This window comes from Ensifer sp. VA4 (assembly GCF_055710065.1).
Window position 1 is genome coordinate 211,346 of the sequence record NZ_JBVQPO010000013.1, and the last position, 23,279, is coordinate 234,624.

At 63.7% G+C, this 23,279-nt stretch carries 19 protein-coding genes and 2 pseudogenes; 14 read left to right on the forward strand and 7 right to left on the reverse strand.

Annotated elements, in window-relative coordinates; all coding sequences use genetic code 11:
- Positions 1-41: 41 nt before the first annotated feature.
- From AC0C6X_RS23395 to AC0C6X_RS23410, 4 genes are all read right to left on the reverse strand, one after another.
- Positions 42-1,946 carry an adenylate/guanylate cyclase domain-containing protein gene (locus AC0C6X_RS23395; protein WP_472955429.1) on the reverse strand — a complete coding sequence of 635 codons (1,905 nt, stop codon included), beginning with the start codon at positions 1,944-1,946 and terminating at the stop codon, positions 42-44.
- Between the two features lie 270 nt (positions 1,947-2,216).
- Positions 2,217-2,822, reverse strand: a complete 606-nt coding sequence (locus AC0C6X_RS23400; RefSeq protein WP_472955431.1) for a deaminase — start codon at positions 2,820-2,822, stop codon at positions 2,217-2,219.
- A gap of 344 nt (positions 2,823-3,166) precedes the next feature.
- Positions 3,167-4,639 carry a nucleobase:cation symporter-2 family protein gene (locus AC0C6X_RS23405; protein ID WP_472955433.1) on the reverse strand — a complete coding sequence of 491 codons (1,473 nt, stop codon included), beginning with the start codon at positions 4,637-4,639 and terminating at the stop codon, positions 3,167-3,169.
- 261 nt (positions 4,640-4,900) lie between these two features.
- The gene (locus AC0C6X_RS23410) at positions 4,901-5,539 is read right to left on the reverse strand and encodes a glutathione S-transferase family protein (protein WP_247960219.1); all 639 of its coding nucleotides are present in this window, start codon (positions 5,537-5,539) and stop codon (positions 4,901-4,903) included.
- Positions 5,540-5,766: 227 nt separating this feature from the next.
- Here AC0C6X_RS23410 and AC0C6X_RS23415 point away from each other — a divergent pair, with 227 nt between their 5' ends.
- Together AC0C6X_RS23415 and AC0C6X_RS23420 are read left to right on the forward strand one after the other, a co-directional pair.
- Positions 5,767-6,129 carry a hypothetical protein gene (locus AC0C6X_RS23415; protein ID WP_472955435.1) on the forward strand — a complete coding sequence of 121 codons (363 nt, stop codon included), beginning with the start codon at positions 5,767-5,769 and terminating at the stop codon, positions 6,127-6,129.
- 65 nt (positions 6,130-6,194) lie between these two features.
- Positions 6,195-6,314: pseudogene (locus AC0C6X_RS23420) on the forward strand (aldo/keto reductase); the annotation flags it as partial.
- Positions 6,315-6,504: 190 nt separating this feature from the next.
- Here AC0C6X_RS23420 and AC0C6X_RS23425 read toward each other — a convergent pair.
- Positions 6,505-6,627 carry a hypothetical protein gene (locus AC0C6X_RS23425; protein ID WP_282439069.1) on the reverse strand — a complete coding sequence of 41 codons (123 nt, stop codon included), beginning with the start codon at positions 6,625-6,627 and terminating at the stop codon, positions 6,505-6,507.
- Positions 6,628-6,727: 100 nt separating this feature from the next.
- Between AC0C6X_RS23425 and AC0C6X_RS23430 the strand changes: the two genes are divergently transcribed.
- The 6 genes and pseudogenes from AC0C6X_RS23430 to AC0C6X_RS23455 all read left to right on the forward strand — a co-directional run bounded on the left by AC0C6X_RS23430 (position 6,728) and on the right by AC0C6X_RS23455 (position 13,363).
- Entirely contained in the window at positions 6,728-8,668 is a 1,941-nt protein-coding gene (locus AC0C6X_RS23430; protein WP_472955437.1) for a DUF3604 domain-containing protein, read from the forward strand.
- Positions 8,669-8,750: 82 nt separating this feature from the next.
- Positions 8,751-9,602: a peptidyl-prolyl cis-trans isomerase gene (locus tag AC0C6X_RS23435; protein ID WP_472955439.1), complete on the forward strand. Its 852-nt coding sequence runs from the start codon at positions 8,751-8,753 to the stop codon at positions 9,600-9,602.
- Positions 9,599-10,594, forward strand: coding sequence for a HupE/UreJ family protein (locus AC0C6X_RS23440; protein WP_472955441.1), 996 nt, complete (start codon positions 9,599-9,601; stop codon positions 10,592-10,594). The genes AC0C6X_RS23435 and AC0C6X_RS23440 overlap by 4 nt, the downstream gene beginning before the upstream one ends.
- 172 nt (positions 10,595-10,766) lie before the next feature.
- On the forward strand, positions 10,767-11,099 hold the full coding sequence (locus tag AC0C6X_RS23445) for a GYD domain-containing protein (protein ID WP_472955442.1): 333 nt from the start codon (positions 10,767-10,769) through the stop codon (positions 11,097-11,099).
- A 68-nt stretch (positions 11,100-11,167) separates the two neighbouring features.
- Positions 11,168-11,313: pseudogene (locus tag AC0C6X_RS23450) on the forward strand (DUF2277 family protein); the annotation flags it as partial.
- Positions 11,314-11,752: 439 nt separating this feature from the next.
- Positions 11,753-13,363, forward strand: a complete 1,611-nt coding sequence (locus tag AC0C6X_RS23455; RefSeq protein ID WP_472955444.1) for a calcium-binding protein — start codon at positions 11,753-11,755, stop codon at positions 13,361-13,363.
- A gap of 211 nt (positions 13,364-13,574) precedes the next feature.
- Here the strand turns inward: AC0C6X_RS23455 and AC0C6X_RS23460 are convergent, their stop codons facing one another.
- Positions 13,575-15,533, reverse strand: coding sequence for an elongation factor G (locus tag AC0C6X_RS23460; protein WP_472955446.1), 1,959 nt, complete (start codon positions 15,531-15,533; stop codon positions 13,575-13,577).
- Positions 15,534-15,892: 359 nt separating this feature from the next.
- Between AC0C6X_RS23460 and AC0C6X_RS23465 the strand changes: the two genes are divergently transcribed.
- From AC0C6X_RS23465 to AC0C6X_RS23490, 6 genes are all read left to right on the forward strand, one after another.
- Entirely contained in the window at positions 15,893-16,573 is a 681-nt protein-coding gene (locus tag AC0C6X_RS23465; RefSeq protein ID WP_472955447.1) for a glutathione S-transferase family protein, read from the forward strand.
- A gap of 642 nt (positions 16,574-17,215) precedes the next feature.
- The gene (locus AC0C6X_RS23470; protein WP_472955449.1) at positions 17,216-18,265 is read left to right on the forward strand and encodes an aldo/keto reductase; all 1,050 of its coding nucleotides are present in this window, start codon (positions 17,216-17,218) and stop codon (positions 18,263-18,265) included.
- A 248-nt stretch (positions 18,266-18,513) separates the two neighbouring features.
- Positions 18,514-20,271, forward strand: a complete 1,758-nt coding sequence (locus tag AC0C6X_RS23475; RefSeq protein WP_472955451.1) for an adenylate/guanylate cyclase domain-containing protein — start codon at positions 18,514-18,516, stop codon at positions 20,269-20,271.
- A gap of 244 nt (positions 20,272-20,515) precedes the next feature.
- On the forward strand, positions 20,516-20,920 hold the full coding sequence (locus tag AC0C6X_RS23480) for an antitoxin Xre-like helix-turn-helix domain-containing protein (RefSeq protein ID WP_173517005.1): 405 nt from the start codon (positions 20,516-20,518) through the stop codon (positions 20,918-20,920).
- Entirely contained in the window at positions 20,917-21,603 is a 687-nt protein-coding gene (locus tag AC0C6X_RS23485) for an RES family NAD+ phosphorylase (protein ID WP_472955454.1), read from the forward strand. The genes AC0C6X_RS23480 and AC0C6X_RS23485 overlap by 4 nt, the downstream gene beginning before the upstream one ends.
- Positions 21,536-21,982: a GNAT family N-acetyltransferase gene (locus AC0C6X_RS23490; protein WP_173517007.1), complete on the forward strand. Its 447-nt coding sequence runs from the start codon at positions 21,536-21,538 to the stop codon at positions 21,980-21,982. The genes AC0C6X_RS23485 and AC0C6X_RS23490 overlap by 68 nt, the downstream gene beginning before the upstream one ends.
- Positions 21,983-22,062: 80 nt before the next feature.
- Here AC0C6X_RS23490 and AC0C6X_RS23495 read toward each other — a convergent pair whose 3' ends face one another.
- The gene (locus AC0C6X_RS23495; RefSeq protein WP_472955456.1) at positions 22,063-23,253 is read right to left on the reverse strand and encodes a TCR/Tet family MFS transporter; all 1,191 of its coding nucleotides are present in this window, start codon (positions 23,251-23,253) and stop codon (positions 22,063-22,065) included.
- Positions 23,254-23,279 lie beyond the last annotated feature (26 nt).

Genomic DNA, 23,279 nt, shown 5'->3' on the forward strand with positions numbered 1-23,279 from the left:
TCTAGAGTGTCCTCAAAGCGTTCATATGAACGCACCGCGCTCTAGCTGGCCCTCTCACCCACGAGCTCCCAGAGGTCGACCTTCTCGTGGCGCCCCTTCACCGGTATGAGCCCGATCGCCCGGAAGGCAAAGGCATCGCCAACGGCGTCGCGCACGGCGCCGCTGACGAGGATCGTTGTGCCGAACTCCTTGTTCAATCCTTCGAGCCTCGAGGCGACGTTGATCGTGTCGCCCATGGCGGTGTATTGCTGGCGCGAGATCGCGCCGAAGCTGCCGACGACGGCCGGGCCGGTATGCAGGCCGAAGCGGGTGAACAATTCCGGTCGCCCGCTCCGGCGGTTGGCCTCGTTCAGACGCTCGACCGCCGCCTTCATCGCGAGCGCTGAGCGACAGCCGTTTTCCGCATGCCGCGGATCCGCAACGGGTGCGTTCCACATGGCGAACAGGGAGTCGCCGAGATATTGCACCACCGTTCCGGCATGCGCTTCGGCAATCCCGTTCAGCTCCTCGAAATAGGCGGAGAGGATGTCCACCACGTCCTCGGGCGAATGCCGCTCGGATATGGTGGTAAAGTCGCGGATGTCGGTGAAAAGCACCGTCACCTCCTGCCGCGCCGCCTTGGCGACCGCCTCCCCGCGTGGATTGACGATCCGCCGCACCACTTCGCGCGGCACGTAGAGCGCAAACTGGCGAATGGCATGGCGGCTGGCGGCCAGTGCGCCAGCCAGCGTGTTGATCTCGGTGATAAAGGAATGCGGCGTCCCCTTCCCGGCAAAGTTCAGATCGCCGATCCGCCGCGCTTCGTCCGCCAGCCGGTAGAGCGTGCGGCTGATCACGCGCGACAGCAGGACCGACCCGACGACGCCAGCCACCAGCAGGCTGGCAGCAATCAGGAGGTTGCGGATGAGCAGCCGGTTCGCCTGGGCCACAAGGTCCTGCAGCGGCACGACGATTGCGACCGAGCTGCCTTTGAACAGGCCGGAAACGCTGACCGGCGCCATCTGGATCAGATAGCGCTCCCCGGCGAGATCGGTTTCGGCAAGACCTCCGCCCGCATAGGCTGCCTCCTTGCGCAGCCGGGCGACGACGTCGAGGCTCGGATCGAGGCTTAGCATGTTGGCCCCACCGCCGCCCGACCAGGCGCCGAGAATCGTGCTCATGAGCGCCGGGTCGGAATGGGCCACGAGCCTGTCATCGCTGCCGATGACATAGGACCTTGCCCGCGGCGAAATCTGCCGCGCATCGAGCAGGCGGCTGACCGTCTGCAGGTGAATGTTGGTGCCGACAACGATGCTGCTGGCCCCCTTCAAGGGGGTTGCCAAAGCCAGGGTCGGCACCTTGAGGGTTCCGGTGACATAGGGTCCGACGGAAACCGGCTCGCCGCTTCGCAGCGCCGCCTGGTACCAGGGGCTCTGCCGCGGATCGAAATTCGTCCGCTCGAACGGGCGCTCGCCGATCGGACGCGCTTCGCCATCGAGAAACCGGAGCGTCGACACGAGGCCAGCGCTCTGCCCATGGGCAAGCACCCGCACGGCAAACGCGGTGCCCGCCGGCGCGCGGAGGCTCTGGCGGACATAGTCCCTCTCCGTGTTGATCACCTGCAGGTAGGAGCCGTCGGGATAGCCGGCATAGATGCTCGTCGCGTTGGAAACGCTTCTGAGCACTTCCAGGAAGAACTGTGTCTTCGGCTCCAGGTCTCCGGGCGGCGCGACGGCAAGCTGCGGCACCGTGGACGCAAGCGCAACCGCCTCCTGGCCGCCCTCCAGCGCGTTCCGGTATCCTTCGATCAGCCGCAGGCTCATCTCCCGCATGTGCTTCTCGCCGGCGAGGATCGCCGCCTGCCGCCCCTGGCTGAACGCCATCCAGATGATCGGCGTCGCCGTTAGAAGCAACAGCGCGACGACGAGCACGCTGAGATGCACTCTGAGAGGTTTGGACCAGTTCACGCGATTCCCCCAAAAACGCGACTGAGTTTCGGGGAACCTAGCACCTGCCCGCGTCGGCAGGAATGCGCAATCTTTCAAAGAAATAGGCCATTTCATTGAATAGCATGGACAATGAAATGGCCCGGCATTCGGCAGGTGACCCGCAGCGGAAAACGCCGCCCGTTCAGGTCTAGAGCATCCGCTCTCAAGTGGAACCACTGGAAGCGGAAAGATGCTCTAGAAACAAAGTGCTAGAGCGACCTTAGTGCGTTCATAAGAACGCACGGCGCTCTAGTTCAACGGGATGGCATTGCCGTCCTTGCTTGCCTGATAGGCGGCCGAGAGTTCGTCATATTTGGCGCGGATCGCATCGGCGCGGCACTTCAGTTCGTTGCGCTGCGGCTCGGGCAGGCCATCGATCAGGGCGTGGATCGACTGGCCCTTCCAGAACGCATTCGTCCGGTTGTAGCCGCCGGGCTCCAGCGTGAAGACCTCCTTCAGGATCTTGAGATCGTGAGGGATGGAGAAGGAGTCGCGGGAATCCTCATGGCTGAAGAAGTAATAGAAATTGTCGAAGCCCGCCCAGGTGATCGCCGACAGGCACATCGAGCAGGGCTCGTGCGTGGAGAGGAAGATGAGGTCGCGGCTATCCGGCCGCGCGCTGCCTTCGATCTCGTAGAAGCGCTTCAGCGTGTGCACTTCGCCGTGCCAGAGCGGGTTTTCCGTCTCGTTGTTGGTCTCGACGAGCACGGTCGAAAGGTCGGATTTGCGCATGAGTGCCGCGCCGAAGATCTTGTTGCCGGCGGCAACGCCCGCTTCCGTTGCCGGGATGATGCCGCGCTCCATGGTGGAGAGCAGCGCGTCGAGGAGTTGGTAGTTGTCGGTTGCTTGTGTCATTCCCAATGTCCTTTTGTCGGGTTTTCAATCAACGCCAGGAAAAACAGGAAGCGGCTTCCTGCCCGGAATGGCGGGTTTCAAAGCAATCCCAGGAAAAGTGCGAAGCGGTTTTCCGTCCGGGATTGCGGGTCTCAAAGCAATCCCAGGAAAAGTGCGAAGCGGTTTTCCTGGGGATTGCGGGTCTCAGAGCAATCCCAGGAAAAGTGCGAAGCGGTTTTCCTGGGGATTGCGGGGCTCAAAGCAATCCCAGGAAAAGTGCGAAGCGGTTTTCCTGGGGATTGCGTATTTCAAAAACAATCCCGGCTTTGCGGTCCGGGATTGCGGGTTCCAGAGATCGAGCCGGTTCAATGCGCCTCCGCGGCAACCAGCGGCACCTCGATGCCCTTGGCATCGTAGAGCTTGCCGTTGAGGAAGTAGTCGCCGTGGTGCAGGCGGGCGATGTCCTGGTAGCGGATCGTCCGCTCCGTTGCCGCGACGAAGACCGACTGCTGGTCGGAATTGCCTGCCGTAAGGTGGTTGAACAGGAGGTTGAGCAGGATCGCCATCACGGCGGCCGACGAGATGCCCGAATGGAAAATCGTCGCGACCCAGGCCGGGAAATGCTCGTAGAAGCCGGGCGCTGCGATCGGGATCATGCCGAAGCCGATCGAGGTGGCGACGATCACCAGGTTCATGTTGTTGTTATACTCGACCTTGGACAACGTGCGGATGCCGCTGGCCGCAACCGTGCCGAAGAGCACGAGGCCGGCGCCGCCGAGGACGGAGGTCGGAACGGAAGCAACGACGCGCCCCATGATCGGCAGCAGGCCGAGCGTCACCAGGAACAGGCCGCCCGTTGCCACCACATAGCGGCTCTTGACGCCGGTGACCGCCACCAGGCCGACATTCTGGGCAAAGGCGCTCTGGGTGAAGGAGCCGACGATCGGCGCCAGGATGCTCGACAGCATGTCGGCGCGAAGCCCGTCGCCGAGCCGGCGCGAATCCACCTTGGTCTCGACGATCTCACCGACGGCAAGAATGTCGGCCGAGGTTTCGACCAGCGTCACCATGATGACGATCAGCATGGAGATGATCGCGGCAAGTTCGAAGGTCGGATAGCCGAAATGGAAGATCTTCGGCAGCGCGAAGACCGGGCCGTTTGCCACCTGCGAAAAGTCGGTCATGCCGGCCACATAGGCGATGCCGGTGCCGATCACGATCGACAGCAGGATCGAAAGCCTGGAGATCGCAGCATTGCCGAGCTTGCTCAAGAGCAGCACGATGATCAGCGTTACCGCCGCAAGCTGGATATTGGCGGTGCTGCCGAAGTCCGGCGCCGCCTTGTTGCCGCCCATGGCCCAGAGTGCCGCCACCGGCATCAGCGTGAGGCCGATGGTGGTGATGACGATGCCGGTCACCAGCGGCGGAAAGAAGCGCGTGACGCGCGAAAACACCGGCGTGATCAGGAGGCCGATCAGCGAGGCCGCGATGACGGCGCCAAGGACCGCCGGAATGCCGCCATTGCCGGATATCGCGATCATCGTCGCCACACCCGAGAACGAGACGCCCTGCACCAGCGGCAGGCGGCTGCCGAAGAACGGCAGGCCGATCGTCTGCAGGATGGTCGCAAGACCGCCGGCAAAGAGCGAGGCGGTGACGAGCAGGCCGACATCGGCGGAATTAAGCCCGGCCGCCTGGCCGAGGATCAGGGGAACGGCGACGATGCCGCCATACATGGTCAAGACGTGCTGCAGGCCGTAGGCCAGATTGGCGCCGATGCTCAGCCGTTCGTCTTCGGGATTCTCCGGTAGTGCGTTTTCCTCTGCAATGCTTGCCAAGGGTATCTCCTCCATACCTTTGTGATTGCCCCGTCTCCCGCGGGACAACCAAAAAGGTACTGAAGGACGGCAAATCCCGCTTTCCTAAAAAAAGCGAAACACCTTTCGGGATTCGACCGGGAATGGGTGCAGCCGCCATTTGACCGCTGTTCCTCTCCGCAAACGCCGGCCGGACGGCCGATTGCAGCGCTTGACGGGACGCGGCTGGCGCCCGGTGGGCGCCATCATGCAACAGGGCTCGAAGATGTACAAACTGCCCGTTCAGCCCGGTATCGGCGGCAGTTCCGGCGCGACCAGCCCGCGGAACGGATCGCGCCAGGCCTCGATCTCGTCCAGTTGCCCGGCCCAGCGCGTGAGCGCCGGATAGTCCCCGATCGGCAGCCGCGCGGCATCATTGAAAGGCAGGAACGTCGCCATGCGGAAATCGGCAAAGGAGACCGTGTCGCCCACCAGCCAGGCGCGGCCGGAAAGTTCCGCCTCGAGGATCCCGGCCGCCTTGTGAAAGGCCTTGAGCCCCTCCTCCACCATCGCTTCGTCGCAACGGCCGATACCGTAGCGCAGCTTGGTGCCCCGCTCCCAATGCACCATGTCGCATGCTCTGACGAAGTTCTCCTTGCCCCAGCTCATCCAACGGATCATCTCCGGCTCGTCGTCATCCCTGCGCCAGAAGCTGGAGCCGGTCTGGCGGGAAAGGTAACAGGCAATCGCATCCGTCTCCCAAAGCGGCCGGCCGGGATGCTCCAGGATCGGCAGAAGCAGATTTGGATTGAGCGCCTCGTAGCGCGCCCGCTCACCCGCAGCCTGCGGCGTGGCAAATGCAAGCTCGACCTCCGCCTTTAGAAAGCGGGCAGTGGCGACTGCGAGCCGAGGATTGGGGTTGCGGCTGAAATAGAGCTTCATGCGGCCTGGTCCTCTGTTCGTGTGTTCCAAGGACGAAGGAAGGCGGCTGAGGCCGACACAGGCAAATGTGAATCACACAAAAAACATGCGCATTTGAGCTGGACTCACGGATAGCGATGCGAGCACGCCGGCGATCGGCACGGATTTTTCGCTGCATGAACAATTCCGTTCTGGCTGCGTTCATAAATACGAGCGCTAAATGGCACCGCCGTTTAGGAGTGACATACATGAAGAAGATCATTTCGATCAGCCTGCTGCTCGCGTCGCTGATACCGGGCGCAGCACTGGCTCAGGGCGTCGAGTTCTATATCGATGGCGATGGGCCGAGATATGACGATGGCCGACGCTATTACGACGAGGATTATGGCGGCGACGGCTACTATCGTGACCGCTACTATCGCGATCGCCGCGCGCAGCGCCGCATTTGCACCCGGCAACGGGCCTTGGCGATAGCGCGGGCCGAGGGCCTGGAGGGCGCCAGAGTCGGTCGAACCACCAATCAATGGATCGAAATTAGAGGGTCGCACCGTCGCACGATCATCTTCGGTCTTCACCCCAGTTGCCCGATTCGCGGTTACAACAACTGGTAAAATGCATTCGGGGGCTTGCCGTCGACGGTTGGGGCGACCTTCGCTCCCGCCCCGGCGGCCCCCAGGAAGCGCTCGCGACCGTCGAAGCCGCCTGGAACGACGGTATCCGCTATTTCGACAACGCCCCTTTTTACGGCGCCGGCCTTGCCGAGATCCGCATGGGCGAGGCGCTCGCCGGACGCCCGCCCTACCGATTGGCGGCTAAGCAATTCCAGGAAAAGTGTGAAGCGGTTTTCCGTCCGGAATTGCGTCATATAGCCAGGCAATTCCAGGAAAAGTGCGAAGCGGTTTTCCGCCCGGAATTGCATTGCTGCAAGGCATTCGGCTTCCCCTCGTCCGTCATCCTGCGGGCGGGACCTGCGCAGCTTCGCCCGTTCAGAACGGATTGACATAGTTGGTGATGGCGATCTGGCGCAGAAGCACCCGGCGGATCACATGCGCCGCCTTCACCCGGTCGGTGAAGATGGCTGGCTGCGCTGCCCTAATCACTTTGGTCATTTTGACTTAAGTCAAGGATGCCCCGACTACAATGTGCGATTGTCTTCGCGCAGCAGCTCAGTCTTTCGCGAAGCGGCCGTGCCGCACGGAGGGGAATGCGATGAGAAACAAGTCTGCGAAATTCCTTCTTGCAAGCATTCTGAGCCTCGGTCCGGCGCTTTCGGCAGCCGCGCAGGACCACGGCGATACCGGCACGTTGGACGCGGCCAAGGCCGAAAAGGCCTTTGCTGCCAAGCCGCTCTATTCGCCCTATGCGGGTCGCAATTTTCCGACCCGTCCGCTGTTCGGCGACACGCATCTTCATACCGGAGCCTCGTTCGACGCCGGAGCCTTTGGGGCGCGGCTGACGCCACGCGATGCCTATCGCTTTGCCCGTGGCGAAGAGGTCATGGCGTCGAGCGGCCAGCCCGCCAAGTTGTCGCGCCCGCTCGACTTCCTGGTGGTCGCCGACCATTCCGACAACATGGGCATGTTCCCGGACCTCTTTGCCGGCAAGCCGGACGTGATCTCCGACCCGCAGGCCAAGACCTGGTATGAGATGATCAAATCCGGCCAGGGCGGAAAGGCCGCGCTGGAAATCATCTTCAGCTTCGGCAAGGGCACCTTGCCGAAATCGATGATCTACGGGCCCGACACGCGCCCCTACAAGAACGCCTGGCAGGACACGATCAAGGCGGCCGAGGAATATAACGAGCCCGGCCGCTTCACGGCGTTCATCGGCTATGAATGGACATCGAACACGGCGGGCAACAACCTGCACCGCAACGTCATCTTCCGCGACAATGGCGACAAGGCGAGCGAAGTGGTGCCCTATACGACGCTGAAGCCGCTCGGCAGCGACAATCCGCGCGACCTGTGGAAGTGGATGCAGGCCTACGAGGACAAGACCGGCGGCAATGTGCTGGCGATCGCCCACAACGGCAACCTGTCCAACGGGCGCATGTTCCCGATGATCGAATCCTTCACCGGCAAGCCGGTGGACAAGGACTATGTCGAGCAACGCGCCCGCTGGGAAAGGCTCTATGAGACAACCCAGACCAAGGGCACCGGCGAGGCTCACCCGACGCTCTCGCCCAATGACGAGTTCGCGAACTTCGAGATCTGGGACTTCGGCAACCTCGATGCCAGCGAGCGCAAGACGCCTGACATGCTCGAATTCGAATATGCCCGCTCGGCCTTCAAGAACGGCCTCAAGCTCGAAGCTCAGCTCGGCACCAATCCTTACAAGTTCGGGCTGGTGGGCAGTTCGGACTCCCATACCGGCCTGACGGCCATGGAGGAAGAGAACTTCTTCGGCAAGACGACGCCGCAGGAACCGAGCCCGGAACGGCTGACGGCGACCTTCGTCAAGGACGCCAAGACCAATATCACCGTGATGGACTGGGAAGTCGGCGCCTCCGGCTACGCGGCCGTCTGGGCCGAAGAGAATACCCGCGAATCCATCTGGGACGCCATGCAGCGCAAGGAGACCTATGCGACGACGGGCCCGCGCATGCTCGTGCGCTTCTTCGGCGGCTGGGACTTCGAACCGGCCGATGCCGAAGGCCGCAATCCCGGCGTCATCGGCTATGCCAAGGGCGTGCCGATGGGCGGCGACCTGACGGCGGCACCCGAGGGCAAGACCCCGACATTTCTCGTCGCCGCGCTCCGCGACCCGATCGGCGCCAATCTCGACCGCTACCAGATCGTCAAGGGCTGGCTCGACGACAAGGGCGAAACGCACGAACAGGTCTATGATGTCGCCTGGGGCGGCGACCGCAAGCCGGGGCCGGACGGCAAGGTGCCTTCCGTCGGCGATACCGTCGATGTCGCGAACGCGACCTGGACCAACACCATCGGTGCGCCGGAGCTGATCGCGGTCTGGAAGGATCCGCAGTTCGACCCGAAGCAGAAGGCATTCTACTACGGCCGCGTTCTTGAAATCCCGACGCCGCGGTGGACGGCCTATGACGCCAAGCGTTTCGGAACGAAGCCGCTGGAAGGCACGCGCATGACCGTGACCGAGCGCGCCTACACCTCGCCCATCTGGTACACGCCATAATCCGGGAGATGGATGACGGCATGCAGGCGGACGCACAAGAACCGTGCGCCCGCCCCCATCCGTCGAGCGAGCGGAGACGGCCATGCTGAAACGCCTATCACGAGAGCCGCTGGTCCATTTCCTGGCCCTTGCGCTTTTGATTTTCGCCGCGCACGGGCTTCTGCGCGGTGACGCGGATCACCCGGATAAAATCGTCGTCAGCGCCTCGAAGATCGAGCAGATGGCCACGGTCTTCACCAAGACCTGGCAGCGCTCGCCGACGGCGGACGAGCTGAAGGGCATGATCGACGACTATGTGAAGGAGGAAGTCCTGGTGCGCCAGGCGCTGGAACTCGGGCTCGACCGGGACGACACGGTCGTACGCCGCCGCCTGCGCCAGAAGATCGAGTTCCTGAACGCCGCCGACGCCGTCCCGGTAACGGTCACCGATCCGGAATTGGAGGCTTATCTCGCGGCCAATCCGGCGGCCTTCGCCACCGATGCGAAGCTGGCATTCGAGCAGGTCTTCCTCAATCCGGCCCGGCACGGCGACACGATGGCCAGGGACGCCGTCGCCTTGCTTGCGGAACTTCGCAGTAACGACATGGCCGACCCCGCTTCGCTTGGCGATGCTTCCCTGCTTCCCGCGACGGTCCAGCTCACGAGCAAGGCGGCGATCGACCAGATGTTTGGCGGCGCGCTCGCCGACGGGCTCGAAAAGGCGCCGCTCGGCCAGTGGACGGGGCCACTCACCAGCAGCTTCGGCCTCCATCTGGTCCGGGTCACGGAGCACAGGCCGGGCCGGGTGCCGCAACTCGCTGACATCCGCGACGAGGTCGCAAGGGAGTGGGAAAACGCGAGACGCAGCGAACTCGAACAGCAACGCTTCGGCGAATTGCTGGCGCGCTATGAGGTCAGCGTCGAAGCCCCCACGGCCGCGGGAGACAACCCTTGAGAAAGCTTGGCGCCCTTCTCGCCCTGCCTCTCCTCCCACTCGTCGGCGCCTCGGCCATGGCCCATGAGGTTCGCCCGGCCTATCTCGACATGCGCGAAACGGAGCCCGACGCCTTCACCGTTCTCTGGAAGGTGCCGGCACAGGGCCGGATGCGATTGGCGCTCGACGCGCATCTGCCGAAACAATGCGTCGAAAGGGCCACGCCGACACGGACCTTCGAAGGCAGTGCCTATCTGGAGCGCTGGACCGTCGACTGCGCGGGGGGATTGCGGGAGGGCGAGATCGTCATCGACGGGCTCGAGGCGACACTGACCGAAGCGCTGGTGCGCATCGAATACGAGAATGGCGGCACGGAGGTCGGCCGTCTCTTGCCCGAGGCGCCCTCCTTCACGGCGGCCGGCGCGCAGACCAGCCTCGAAGTCGCCCGGACCTATTTCCTGCTCGGCGTCGAGCACATCCTGCTCGGCTTCGATCACCTGATCTTCGTGCTTGCGCTGATGCTGCTCATCCATGACCGCCTTATGCTGTTCAAGACGATCACCGCTTTCACCGTCGCCCACAGCATCACGCTCGCCGGCGCATCGCTCGGCTACTTCAGCCTTCCCCAGAAGCCGGTCGAAGCGACGATCGCCCTCAGCATTGCCTTCGTCGCAAGCGAACTGCTCAAGGCCAAGCCGAACGAACTGCGCCTCTCCGAAGCCTATCCCTGGCTCGTTGCCTTTGCCTTCGGCCTGCTGCACGGCTTCGGCTTCTCCGGCGCGCTGAAGGAGATCGGATTGCCGCAATCGGACGTGCCGCTCAGCCTCTTGACCTTCAACCTCGGCGTCGAGGCAGGGCAGCTCATCTTCGTTGCCGCGGCTCTGGCAATTGCCGGGGCGGCGCGCGCAATCGTCAGCTTCCGCCCTGCCCTTGCGCGCCGGGTAATTGCCTACGGGATCGGCACCAGCGCGATGCTTTGGCTCATCCCCAGGATCGCCAGCCTGGCGGCGTGACGCGAGCATTCGCGCCACGCATGGCGGCTTGAGCCATCGGGCGCTTCCGTAGGCTGTCCCAGAAACGCAACGCGCCCAAGAGCAGTCCGACGCTCGTCTAACGCCACGTTTTTTGAGATAGTGAGTATTCGGCAGATCACCTGATCTGCCAATTATCGAGGGAGGATGTGTTATGCCACTGTTCGTAACCACAGGGTGCTATACAGCCACGTCAGCGAAGGGAATGGTTGACAATCCATCGAACCGAGAAATGGCGGCCCGTGACATCATGGAAGCAGCGGGCGGGAAACTGCATTCTTTCTACGTCACGACCGGCGAAACCGACTGGATGGCAATCACGGAATTCGACGATGGTGCTGACCTGATCCCCGCACTTCTCGTCGTTGGCGCATCGGGAGCCGTATCGAATGTCAAAACCGTGCGAGCCTTCACGGGCGCGGAATTCAAGGCTGCGCAAGAGAAGGCGAGCAAAATCGCATCTTCCTACAAGCCACCGGCAAAATAGGCAGGCCACCGGTTGAAACGTTTCTGGCAGCGGGTCGAACCTCCGCTGCCAGAAACGATCTGTTGGCGCGCAATGAGGCCGCGTTCGAGCGCGCGGTCGGTTCGATCGCGGCATGCGCCCGCGAGAGCTCGATTCGCTGGAGAACTCTCAACCTCCTCGCGATCGCGAGGAGGTTGCGGCAAAGGCGCGCGTGAGAACGGCGATCCGGTTCGCGCAAGAGAGCCCGTCACGCACAGGAGATCTCGGTCAGGTCTCAATTTGGCGCATTTCAGCCTTGGGCCATCGTCTGCAGTCGGCCCGTTGTTGCCCTTCCTTTACAACGCTCCGCCGGCAAGGCTCTGCCCATGGCGGGAGCTCAGCGCAAAACTGACCGCGCGCCGGTAGCTCCCCCCTGATGGCATCAGAGAAAAAAGCCTGAGAGCCGAGCCAGCCGGGTCTATCGGCGCAGTGTCGAGGCTATTCGACGCTCGGCTGAATGGAGGGGTGATTCGGGTATTCAATTATATCTACTGCATTATAGATGTAATTTTGAAATATATCTTTTTACACTGTTACAGATTAATAAGATTAATCAGATTTTTCTCTTGGCCAGTTGTTCTGTAGTGATCTCACTAAGCTATAAGTTCTCTCCAAGACATTGGAGGGAGCCGGTCATGACGAACATCATTGGAACGAAAGGTGACGACAGACTGCGCGGCGGACCGGAGATCGACCGGCTGTGGGGGCTTGTCGGCAATGACGATCTCGATGGCGGTGAAGGCAACGACCTCCTCGATGCCGGCGCCGGCGACGATTTCCTGACGAGTGCAAGCGGCTATGACAGGCTCGATGGCGGAGAGGGAGACGACACGATCGTGCTCCGCGGAGTCGGCGGAGCTGTGACGGGCGGCGCGGGCTTCGATACGTTCGTCGTCGACCTGTCGACGAGAACCGAGCCGGTGCGGTTTAATGGTGTTTCCGGCCACGCCATGATCGGCTTCACGCCTCAGTTCACCGATCATATCTTCTTCAGCAACATCGAGCGGTTGGTGCTGACGACCGGGAGAGCCGCCGACTTCATCTCCGGCACATTGGGCGACGATTGGATCTCGACCGGCGCCGGCAACGATGTGATCGGGACGGCATGGGCGCTCGACGTGGGCCCGATCGCTCTCGGTGACGACGTCGTCTATGCCGGCGACGGCGACGACATGATCAGCGACGGCGTCGGCGCCAACCGCCTCTATGGCGGGACCGGCAACGATGTCGTCATCACGACATTCAGCACAGCGGAGGCCGACGGCGGCGCCGGCAACGATACGCTCTCCTTGCAACATCACGGCGAGCCCCAGGACATCACCGTCGACCTCGAACGGGGCACGGCCTCGACCGGCCTCGTTTTCCGCGGCTTCGAGAAGGTCGACATCACGCTCGGCAGCGGCGACGACGTGGTCTTCGGCTCGTCACATATGATGGCCTCGGTCTTTGCCGGCGAAGGTGACAATGTCCTGATCGGCGGCAGCGGCAGGGATCAATTCGATGCCGGTTCCGGCGACGACGTGATGCTCGGCAACGGTGGCGACGACACGCTCATTGGCCGCGGCGGTGTCGATCTCATCGACGGTGGCGAGGGCAATGATCTGATCCGGCTCTTCCGCCCCGAAGGCGTCATCGAAGGCGGCGGCGGCGACGACGCGCTGCATATCGCGGCAGACCATGTCATGGGCGCCATCGACTTCGACGCGATGGCCGGCATGATGGGTCCGAGCCTGGTGTTCCGCGGGATCGAAAGCTTCCGGGTGGTCACGAATTTGTACGAACAGAATGACGATACGCTGCGCGGCGGCGCCGGCAACGACGTCCTCACCAGCAATTACGGCGACGATCTCATCGACGGTCGGGCTGGTGACGACGAAATCCGGGGCGGCGGCGGCGCCGACCGTTTGATCGGCGGGGCGGGCAACGACCAAATCTGGGGCGGGCGCGGCGCCGACTATTTAATCGGCGGGGTGGACGCCGATACCTTCATCTGGAACCGCGGCGACTTGAGCGGCAACGGCATCGACCACGTGGTCGATTTCGATTCGGAGAGCGGCGATGTGCTGCGGTTCGACCGAAGCGCCGCGCGGGCGATGGGCATCCGCGACTTCGACGGCTTTCTCTCGCTGGCCTCGGACACGGAGGGTGGCGTCTTCGTCTCCTATGGCTTCGGGAGCCGGGATGGCATCCTGCTTGAGGGGGTGGATCTCTCCAGTCTCAGCTCCGACGACGTCCTTTTGTTCTGACCCGCTGGGCGGGGGTATCTGGTCACGTCAGGCCGCGGGTAGCCCTGTCATGCGAACTGATAGGCGGGTCCGCGATCTACCCGGCGCAATGCTGCCCTTGGCACGATGGTTGGCGACATTTCCACGTGCTGCCGGTGGGGACGCAGAAGCTGCCCATGCAGACGGGGGCCGCCCGGCAATTGTCACGCAACCCGCCTGCGTTGACCGCTTCTCACCCCGCGTGCTGCGCCCCATGCGCGTGGATCACCGCATCGGCCTCCTTGCCGTAGAGTTCCTCGAAATGGTCGAAGCTCTTGGAGAAATAGCCGATCCCTTGGGTCGCCGCCCTGAGCGCCCGGGCCAGTTCGTCGAGTGCCGATCCCGGCACCAGCGCGCGGAAGATGTCCCAGCCCTTGGCGGTCTCGTCCCGGTCGAAGCCGAGCACCTGGCCCTTGTAGGTGGAGACGATCGGCACCAGGCTGCCGGAATAGATCGAGGGGATGTGAATCTCGATACGGATGACCGGCTGCATCAGCACGGCGGACGCCTGCGACAGCGCCTGGCGCACGCCCATCTTCGCCGCCGCGCGGAAGGCGAAGTCGTTGCTGTCGACCGAATGGTGCTGGCCGTCGGTCAGCGTCACGCCGACATCGATCACTTGAAAGCCGAGCGGCCCCTTCTCCATCGCTTCGCGCGCGCCGGCCTCGATCGCCGGGATGAAGTTGCGCGGCACCGCACCGCCCTTCACCGTCTCGGCGAAGGAGAAGCCGGCCCCGCGCTCGTTCGGATGCACGCTGAGCTTGACGTCGGCAAATTGCCCGGCGCCGCCCGTCTGCTTGCGGTGGCGGTAATGCACGTCGGAAGGTTTCAGCACCGTCTCGCGATAGGTTGGGCTCGGCGGCCTGTCGGTGACGCCGACATGGAAGACCTCGGCCAGCGTCCTGCAGAGATCGCGCAGATGCATCGGCCCCTGCACGCAGACCAGTTGCGCGCCGGTTCCCTCCTCCTGCATGACCACGAGCCCGCGGTCCGTCTCGGCGAGTTTTGCGAGCGTGCCGGAAAGCTTGGTCTCGTCGCGCTCGCTGTCGGGCACGAGGATACGCTCCAGCATCGGCGTCGGCGGCACGGTCCAATCCGGGGCCTCGGCCGTGCTGTTGCCGGCAAGCAGCGCCGGCACCGGCAGGTGCTCGGATTTGACCGCGGCGAAAATCGCGCCCTCCTCCGGCGTGGCGTTTGGCAGCGGCTTGCCGGTCGCCGGGTCCTGCAACGAGCCGAGGCTGCCGCCGCCGAGCGTCGAGCCCTGCTTGATCCCGGAGGTCAGTGCCCGCACCAGCACGGTCTTGCCGACATTGGCGCGGTGGTAGGCATGGAAGCTGACGGCCGAAAGCGCGCCCTCGGCGATGGAGCCGGCGGCCGCCAGACGGGTGCGCAGCGCATCGACCTGAGGCGCCTCGTGGCGCAGTGCCTTCATCAGCCGCATGATGCCGTTGGCATGGCTCGCGGAACCCACCAGCACCGGGATGATCCGGTTTTCCTTCAGGAGCCGCGTGGAGATCGCGTAGATCGTGTCGTTCGCCGGCGCCCGATCCTCGATCAGCTCTTCGAGCAGCCAGTCGTCGAATTCGGAGAAATGTTCCAGCAGTTCGGCGCGCGCCTCCTTCTCGCGCTCCATCACCGTATCGGGGATCTCGATCAGCGCCGAGGTCTGCCCTTCGCGGTAGCGCCAGGCGCGCTCGGAGATCAGGTCGCAGGTGCCGACGATCCTGTCGCCCTCGCGGATCGGCACCTGGCGCAGGAGCAGCATGTGGCCGGAATAGTCCTGGAGGGCCGCGATCACGTCGCGCAGCCGCGCCCGCGGCTCGTCCATGCGGTTGATGAAGAGAATGCAGGGCGTGCCGGAGGCCTCGATCACCTTGAGATAGGGGGCGGCCAGCACCGCCTCGTCCGGCGCCGGCGAGACGCAGAGCACGCAGGCGTCGCTGGCGACCAACGCATGCTGCGCATGGCCGAGCGCCTCGGTTCCGCCGGGTGCGTCGAGCGCACACCAGGGGTCGCCGCCAAACTCGAATTCCGTGATATTCAGTCCATAGGGTGAAACAGCTTTCCTGGAGGCCCCCTCCAGACCGGCCAGCTTTTCGACCAGCGTGGTTTTTCCGGTCTGTGAGGGCCCAAGTACCGTGAAGCAGCGCATCGGCGATCCTCCCCTGTCGCGATTGCCAATGCATGTCTCCTTAAATCGACGTCGATTTAAGGAGACATGCAGCGACCTTTGCACGTCCGATGAAGACGCGCGGTGCTGTAGCGGCGCCGAGCGTTGCGACGCCCTTACTCTACTAATTCTAGGGCAGCTTTCGCGCTTTCAAATGGCCCTGCGCAAATTCGGCACAGTTCCTGTCCCCACCGCGTTGACAAGCGACGCCGTCAGTCGCCATAGTCTGCTTGCAATATTATACCAGTTAAATATTCATATCAGTATATAGACAACCGATAGCGTGGCGCTAGTTCTCTCGAAGCGCCCCATTGCAATCGTCCGAACCGGAGACCGTCCGCATGTCCCTCACGCTTTACCAGCATCCGCTCGCGTCCTTCTGCCACAAGGTGCTGATTGCGCTCTACGAGAACGAGACCCCCTTCACGAGCAGCCTGGTCGATCTGCTCGATCCCGAGGAGGCGGCCCGCTTTGCCGCACTCTGGCCGGTCGGCAAGATGCCGGTTCTGACCGACAGCGCGCGTGACGTCGTGATGCCCGAGACCTCCATCATCATCGAGTATCTCGATCGCCACTATCCCGGCCGCCAGCGGCTGATCCCCGACGATCGCGACGCGGCGCTGAAGGTGCGCCTCTGGGATCGCTTCTTCGATCTCTATATCCACGTGCCGATGCAGAAGATCGTCACCGATACGCTGCGTGCGTCCGGTGAAAACGACCATCGCGGCGTCAGCGACGCCCGCGCCTCCCTTGCCGTTGCCTATGGCATGGCCGACAAGCATTTCACTGAGAACACCTTCGCCGCCGGCGATGCCTTCAGCCTTGCCGATTGCGCCGCCACGCCTGCGCTCTTCTACGGCGGCATCGTCGAGCCCTTCGACGAGAAACATCCGCATCTCGCAGCCTATTTCGAACGCCTGCTCGAGCGCGCCTCCGTGCGCCGCGTACTCGCCGAAGCCCGGCCGTATTTCCACATGTTCCCCTACAAGAACCTGATGCCGGCACGGTTTTTCGAGATGTAGGCACGGCGGAAAGGTAAGCGATTACAAGGAAATGGATCGCTTTGGTGAATCGGAAAGACAAGACGCGGCCGCCTTCCGTTCGCTGTCGATTACGCTTGCTCCAGGTGGCGTCTGCCCCTCTCCTCGGGTTCAACCCGAGGACTAACCCTCTCCCCGCAGGCGGGGCGAGGGAACGGACCCTACCGCCGCGTTGTCGAACGAAGCCGCCGCCGGAGAAAAATGACGGTCGCCTCCTGTTGAAGCGAGCGCGCGCCGCGCCTCCCTTCTCCCCGCCTGCGGGGAGAAGGTGCCGGCAGGCGGATGAGGGGCATCCTCACCGCGCGGATGAGAGGCATGCCCCTCACCGCGCGGATGAGGGGCCGCGCCACCTCAAAGCAATTGACCCTGCCCTACTTCACCTGCGCCGGCGGCGTGCCGATCGGGAAGGCGACGGAGACGAGGCCAGCCGTACCCTCCGCCGGTTCTTGGCGCCGAATTAGCCTCAAGAGCCGCAACACCCGATGGCAAGGCACGACGGCCCCTGCACACCTTGCCCGTCCGCCACAGGCTGCTACCTTACGGGCTCCGTCATCTTCGGCTCGATCCACGACGGAGGCCTGTGTCCCCGTTCGCTCCGCCCGAACCAGCAAAGGACCCGAGACCATGGAATACCGGCTGCTCGGCCGTTCCGGCCTGAAAATCTCTGTTATCACCATGGGCACGATGACGATCGGCGGCCGCGGCAAGTTTGCCGAGGTCGGCAATGTCGGCCTCAAGGAGGCGAGCCGCTTTGTCGATCTCTGCCTCGACGTCGGCGTCAACCTGATCGACACCGCCGATATCTATTCGACCGGTCATTGCGAGGAGATCATCGGCGAGGTCCTCGGCGGCAAGCGCAAGAACGGCGTGCTCATCGCCACCAAGGCGCGCTTTTCCATGGGCCCGGGACCGAATGACGGCGGCCTCTCGCGCCAGCACCTGATCGCCGCCTGCGAGGCAAGCCTCAAGCGGCTGAAGACCGACGTCATCGATCTCTACCAGGTGCACGAATGGGACGGCGAGACGCCGCTCGAAGAGACGATGGAAGCGCTCGACAGCCTGGTTCGCAGCGGCAAGGTCCGCTACATCGGCTGCTCCAACTATTCCGGCTGGCACATCATGAAGGCGCTCGGCATCAGCGCGCTCGAAGGCCGGCAGCGCTTCGTCAGCCAGCAGATCCACTACACGCTCGAAGCCCGCGAAGCCGAATACGAACTGATGCCGATCTCGATCGACCAGGGGCTCGGGGTGCTCGTCTGGAGCCCGCTCGCCGGCGGCCTGCTCTCCGGCAAGCACCGGCGGGGCGAGACGCCGGAGGGAACCCGCCAGCTCGCCGGCTGGAACGAGCCGCCGATCCGCGACGAGGAGCGGCTGTGGAAGATCGTCGACATGCTGGTGGCGATTGCAGGCGAACGCGGCGTCTCCCCGGCGCAGGTCGCGCTCGCCTGGCTGATCGGCCGCAAGGGCGTCACCTCAGTCATCATCGGCGGCCGCACCGAGGCCCAGTTCAGCGATAACCTCGCCGCCGCCAAACTGAAGCTCTCCGACGAGGATCGCGAATTGCTCGACGCCGTCAGCCTGCCGCCGGTGATCTACCCCTATTGGCACCAGCTCTGGACCGCCAAGGACCGGCTCGGCGAGGCCGACCTGTCGCTGCTGGGGCCGCATTTGTAGAGGACGGTGCCCCATCCGCCGAGCCAATGCTTCTTCGGCCTATGGAGCAAGTGCCACACGATTCCGATGAAGGCTGATGCCATCTCCTGAGGGTGCATCGAGAGTGGCGGCCCCTCGTGAAGCGTCGCCATGTGACCGTCGCAGTGGTATCATGAACCCGCACGATCGCGGTGTCGGGCAGCCGGATGGTGCATCTCGCGTCAATCGCCTGGGCTTCATGCGGCGGATCTCCTGAGGGGGAGACAGCCATGGCAACTGCAAGAGCAGAGCGGCGGCTGGCCGCGATCCTGGCCGCTGACGTCGTCGGCTATTCCCGCCTCGTCGAACATGACGAGACTGGGACGTTGTCGGCCCTCAAGGTTCTGCGCCGGGAGGTGATCGATCCGCTGCTGGCCGAGCATCAGGGCCGTATTGTCAAGCTGATGGGCGACGGTGCGCTCGTGGAGTTCGGCTCGGTCGTCGATGCCGTCGCATGCGCGGTCGCCATCCAGAAGGGGGTTGCCGGGAACCAGGCCGATATCCCGACGGAGCGGCGCATCATCTTCCGGATCGGCGTCAATCTCGGTGATGTGATCCACGAAGCTGATGGGGATCTCTACGGCGATGGCGTCAACATCGCCGCCCGCCTCCAGACCTTGGCGGACCCAGGCGGCATTTGCATTTCCGGCACGGCCTACGATCACCTCCAGGGCAAGCTTGACTGCGACTACGAGTACCTCGGCGAACGCGCGCTCAAGAACATGGAGAGGCCGGTGCGACTGTACCGCGCCCTTCTGGAAGGGACGACCGCACGACCGGAATCGCCCAGGCCCGCACTTCCGGACCGACCATCCATTGCCGTGCTGCCGTTCAGCGCCATGAGCGCCGACCCGGAGCAGGACTTCTTCAGCGATGGACTCACCGAGGATATCACCACCGCGCTATCCAAGCTCAAGGGCTTCTTCGTGATCGCCCGCAACACGATGTTTACCTACAAGGGAAAGCCCGTGGATGTGCGCGCCATCGGGCACGAACTCGGGGTCCGCTATGTTCTCGAGGGGAGTGTCCGCAAGTCCGGCAATCGCATGAGGGTCACCGCGCAGCTCATCGATGCGGCCTCCGACGTCCATCTCTGGGCCGAAAGGTACGACGGCGAACTCGGCGACATCTTCAGCATTCAGGACGAAATCACCGCAAGCGTCGTCGGCCGCATCGGACCGGAACTCCTGGCGGCGGAGCATGCCCGCGAAAGCCCCAAGCCGCATCAGGGCCTTGATGCCTGGGAATGTGTCGTGCGGTCGGTGTTCCTGTGTTCCCAACTGTCTGAGGAGAGCAGTGGGAAGATGCTCCCGCTGCTCGATCGGGCAATCGAACTGGCTCCCGGTTATGCCCAGGCGCTCGCCATGAAAGGTTGGATTACCATGTGGCGCGCGTTCCAGGGGTGGGAGGACATGGGATCCGCCCTGACCCTTGCCAGGGATCTCGTCCAGCAAGCCATTACCGCCGACGATAAGGAACCGTGGACTTACCTTGCGCAGGCGATGATCGCCTTTGCGACGCGTGACAATGTCCTGGCGATGGCAGCGATCCGCCAGGCGGTCGCGATCAACCCCAACTCCGCGTTTGCGCACGGCCAGTTGGGACTTGCGCATGCCAACGGGGGCCGCGCGGCGGACGCCATTCCTTGCATCGACTACGCCCTCAGACTGAGCCCGCGCGAGGCTTTTCTTGGCGACTTTCAGTTCTACTACGCCATGGCCTATTTCCAGGGCGCGGATTACGAACTTGGATTGAAGTACGCACGGGAGGCGCATCGTTTGCGGTCCGGCCACGCGGTTCCGCTGATCATCGGCACGGCCTGTGCCGGACTTCTGGACAACCGGGAGGCCGCCACGGACTTGCTCGGACGCCTCAAGTCGCTCGTTCCCGACATCTCGCGGGACGCGATCGGAGCAACATCTTCTTTCGTCCGCGCCGAGGATCGGGCGCGCCTGATCGAGGGACTTGCCCGTGCCGGCCTGAATTGATGGGTTCCGCCCTCATCCGGCCTGCCGGCCACCTTCGCCGCGCCTTCGGTGAGAAAGAAACCCGCCGCGCTCGTCCGTGTTTCACCTCCCCGCCAGCGCAGATGGCACCTGAGGTTCCGCATCTTGCCGCAGGCAGATGAGGGGCATGGTGGATGGACAACGGCCAGCAAGGCCCCTTGACTTCCCGCCCAACATCGCCATTTCATATCATATGATACGCATTTGTACTCCATAGGAGACAAACATGGCCAGCGCACAACCGGCATTCGCGCCCGATAGACAAGCCGCCCGGCACGAAGAGGCGGTGATCGTCAAGGCCGTGGTCAAAGCCTGCGACCTCTGGAACCTCACCAACAAGGAGGCAGCCCAGCTCTTCGATGTGCCGATCGCCACCTGGAACCGCATGAAGGCCGGTGACTTCAAGGGCAGGCTCGACCAGGACAAGCGCATGCGTGCCAGCCTGATCGTCGGCATCTTCAAGGGCTTGCGGCTCTACTTCAACGGCCCGCTCACCTATCAATGGCCGAAGGCGGTCAACACCGGCCCGCTCTTCAATGGCCACTCGCCCGTCGATCTGATGATCGAGGGCGGCATTCCCGTGATGCTGAAGGTGCGGCGTTATCTCGACGGCCTGCGCGGCGGCCTATGATAGCCGAGATCGATTTCAACGAGCCGGCGACCGTCCGGCTGATCTCGACCGCCTATATCGACGAACCCGCCGTCAAGCCGCTGGCCGACGATGACGACGAGATCGAGATCCTCAACCGGCTGGAGGCGATGACCTCGGCACGCTTGAGCCCGCTTGCGCTTCCCGTCGGCGTCGACCCGGCCGAGCTCCTCAACGAGACCTTCGGCTATGGCTGGTCGCTGATCAATGCCGCCTTCTGCCATGCGCGCCCGCCGGGCAACCGCTTCAACGGCGAGGAGCGCGGCGCCTGGTACTGCGCCTTCGGCCCGCGGGCGCTTCAAACCTGCCAGGCGGAAATCGTCTACCACCGCACCCGGGCGCTTCGCGAAGCCGGCAGCTTTCACGACATCGGCCGCTACCGCGAGCTGATCGCCGTTCCGCATAGGCTGCGATGCGAACGGCCGGATCTTGAGAACTGGGGTAATGAATGCGGGCGAGCGCCACAGTGTCCCTTCTCCCCGCAGGCGGGGAGAAGGTGCCGGCAGGCGGATGAGGGGCAATCCCTCACCGCGTGGATGACGGGGCGCGCTGCAAGCGCCGCGCCAAGGGCACCGGACGTCGAACATGAGGAAACGAATGACGATTACACTTCTACCCGTCGACGCCGTCGATGCCGATGTCATCCGACAGCTCGACGTGCATGAAAACCAGATGGATTTCATCGCCAGCAACGAGGAGTCGCTGGAAGAGCTCGCCGAGCGCCCCGAATGCGTCGGTTTCGCCGTGATGGCCGAGGGCGCGCCGGTCGGCTTCGCCATGTATGCGCTCGATCCGGATGACGGCAACCATTGGATCTACCGCCTGATGATCGACGCCCGGCACCAGGGCAAGGGCTATGGCGCCAAGGCGCTTTCGGCCCTCATCGACCACATGGCCACGATCCCCGAATGCGGCGACATCTATCTCGGTGTCTACCCGGAAAACACCCGCGCTTACACCCTTTATCACCGCTTCGGCTTCCGCGAGACCGGCATGATCCTCGGCGAGGAAAAGGTGATGCGGCTGGATCGCACGTCGAAATAGCCCGCGGGACATCGTTCCGCTCAGGAGCGGATGGGACCATTGCGGTTCCATCCGCATCCACGTGACCACCCCGCGCCGCGCTACGACGCGACGGAGGCCGCCACCGGCTTCGTCAGGCGCAGAACCAGCAGCCCGCCCAGCAGATGAACGGCGACGACCGAAAGCCAGATCGCGCCCGGCCATTGCTCGCGGACGGCGAAATAGATGCTCGAAAAGGCGAGCGGACTGATGATCGACGCGAGGCTCACCGCCGAGGCCAGCACGCCCTGGAACTGGCCCTGCTGGCTCTCGTCGACCTGCCGAGTCGCGAGCGATTGCAGCGCCGGCACGCCGATGCCGCCGAGCGCAAAGACCGGCATGACCGCAAAGATCATCCAGCCCTCGGTCGCAAAGGCCATGACCGTCAGGGCAAGGCACAGCCCGACGACACCTGCCAGGATGGCGCCGCGCTCGCCAAAGACTCTGACGGCCGGTCCCGGAAGAAGCGCCTGGGCCAGTGCCTGGCAGACGCCGAAGGCGCCGAGCGAAAGGCCGATCCAGAAGCCGTTCCACTGGAAGGTCTCGCTGCCCCAGAGCGCCCAGCAGGTGCCGTAGGCCTCGCCCGTGGCGCTGAAGATCAGGAACAGAAAGACGATCGGCAGCACGCGCTTCACCGAGAACGCCCAGTGCAGCGGCCGGAGCGGGTTGAGCGCGGCGAGATCGATCTTTCCGCCGCTCGGCCTGCGCGACTCCGGCAGCACGAAATAGGCCAGAGCCAAGTTGCAGCCGTTCAGCACCGCCGCGGCGACAAAGGGCAGCCGCAGAGAGTGGTCGCCGGCGACGCCGCCGAGAACGGGACCGATGATGAAGCCGATGCCGAACATCGCATTGAACAGGCCGAAGCGCCGGGCGCGCCTGTCCTCGGGCGTGATGTCGGTGATGTAGGCGGTTGCGACCGACATGTTGGCGCTCGTCAGCCCGGCGATCGCGCGACCGGCAAAGAGCATCCAGATATTGGGCGCAAAGGCGAGGAACAGATAGTTGACGGCCGCACCTGCCAGCGAAATCAGGAGCACCGGCCGGCGCCCCAGCCGATCGCTGAGCGCCCCCAGCACCGGCGCGAAGAGGAACTGCATGACCGCGTAGAGCGCGGTCATCGTGCCGATATAGGGCGCCACGTTGTCGGCCTGGGTCACCTCCTTCAGCAGCGAAGGCAGGATGGGAAAGATGAGGCCGATGCCCACGGCATCGAGCACGATGGCAGTGAAAATGACGATGAGGGATTTCTTCATGAGGCGTTCCGATCGACGCAAGCCCG

What these genes read in the sequence shown, in the direction of transcription:
- AC0C6X_RS23430 (WP_472955437.1), top strand. Translation starts at nt 6,728, where the DNA reads ATGAGAAACAAGTCTGCGAAATTCCTTCTTGCAAGCATTCTGAGCCTC.
- AC0C6X_RS23425 (WP_282439069.1), bottom strand. Translation starts at nt 6,627, where the DNA reads ATGACCAAAGTGATTAGGGCAGCGCAGCCAGCCATCTTCACCGACCGG.
- AC0C6X_RS23445 (WP_472955442.1), top strand. Translation starts at nt 10,767, where the DNA reads ATGCCACTGTTCGTAACCACAGGGTGCTATACAGCCACGTCAGCGAAG.
- AC0C6X_RS23475 (WP_472955451.1), top strand. Translation starts at nt 18,514, where the DNA reads ATGGCAACTGCAAGAGCAGAGCGGCGGCTGGCCGCGATCCTGGCCGCT.
- AC0C6X_RS23435 (WP_472955439.1), top strand. Translation starts at nt 8,751, where the DNA reads ATGCTGAAACGCCTATCACGAGAGCCGCTGGTCCATTTCCTGGCCCTT.
- AC0C6X_RS23495 (WP_472955456.1), bottom strand. Translation starts at nt 23,253, where the DNA reads ATGAAGAAATCCCTCATCGTCATTTTCACTGCCATCGTGCTCGATGCC.
- AC0C6X_RS23455 (WP_472955444.1), top strand. Translation starts at nt 11,753, where the DNA reads ATGACGAACATCATTGGAACGAAAGGTGACGACAGACTGCGCGGCGGA.
- AC0C6X_RS23410 (WP_247960219.1), bottom strand. Translation starts at nt 5,539, where the DNA reads ATGAAGCTCTATTTCAGCCGCAACCCCAATCCTCGGCTCGCAGTCGCC.
- AC0C6X_RS23470 (WP_472955449.1), top strand. Translation starts at nt 17,216, where the DNA reads ATGGAATACCGGCTGCTCGGCCGTTCCGGCCTGAAAATCTCTGTTATC.
- AC0C6X_RS23465 (WP_472955447.1), top strand. Translation starts at nt 15,893, where the DNA reads ATGTCCCTCACGCTTTACCAGCATCCGCTCGCGTCCTTCTGCCACAAG.
- AC0C6X_RS23485 (WP_472955454.1), top strand. Translation starts at nt 20,917, where the DNA reads ATGATAGCCGAGATCGATTTCAACGAGCCGGCGACCGTCCGGCTGATC.
- AC0C6X_RS23480 (WP_173517005.1), top strand. Translation starts at nt 20,516, where the DNA reads ATGGCCAGCGCACAACCGGCATTCGCGCCCGATAGACAAGCCGCCCGG.
- AC0C6X_RS23460 (WP_472955446.1), bottom strand. Translation starts at nt 15,533, where the DNA reads ATGCGCTGCTTCACGGTACTTGGGCCCTCACAGACCGGAAAAACCACG.
- AC0C6X_RS23490 (WP_173517007.1), top strand. Translation starts at nt 21,536, where the DNA reads ATGACGATTACACTTCTACCCGTCGACGCCGTCGATGCCGATGTCATC.
- AC0C6X_RS23415 (WP_472955435.1), top strand. Translation starts at nt 5,767, where the DNA reads ATGAAGAAGATCATTTCGATCAGCCTGCTGCTCGCGTCGCTGATACCG.
- AC0C6X_RS23400 (WP_472955431.1), bottom strand. Translation starts at nt 2,822, where the DNA reads ATGACACAAGCAACCGACAACTACCAACTCCTCGACGCGCTGCTCTCC.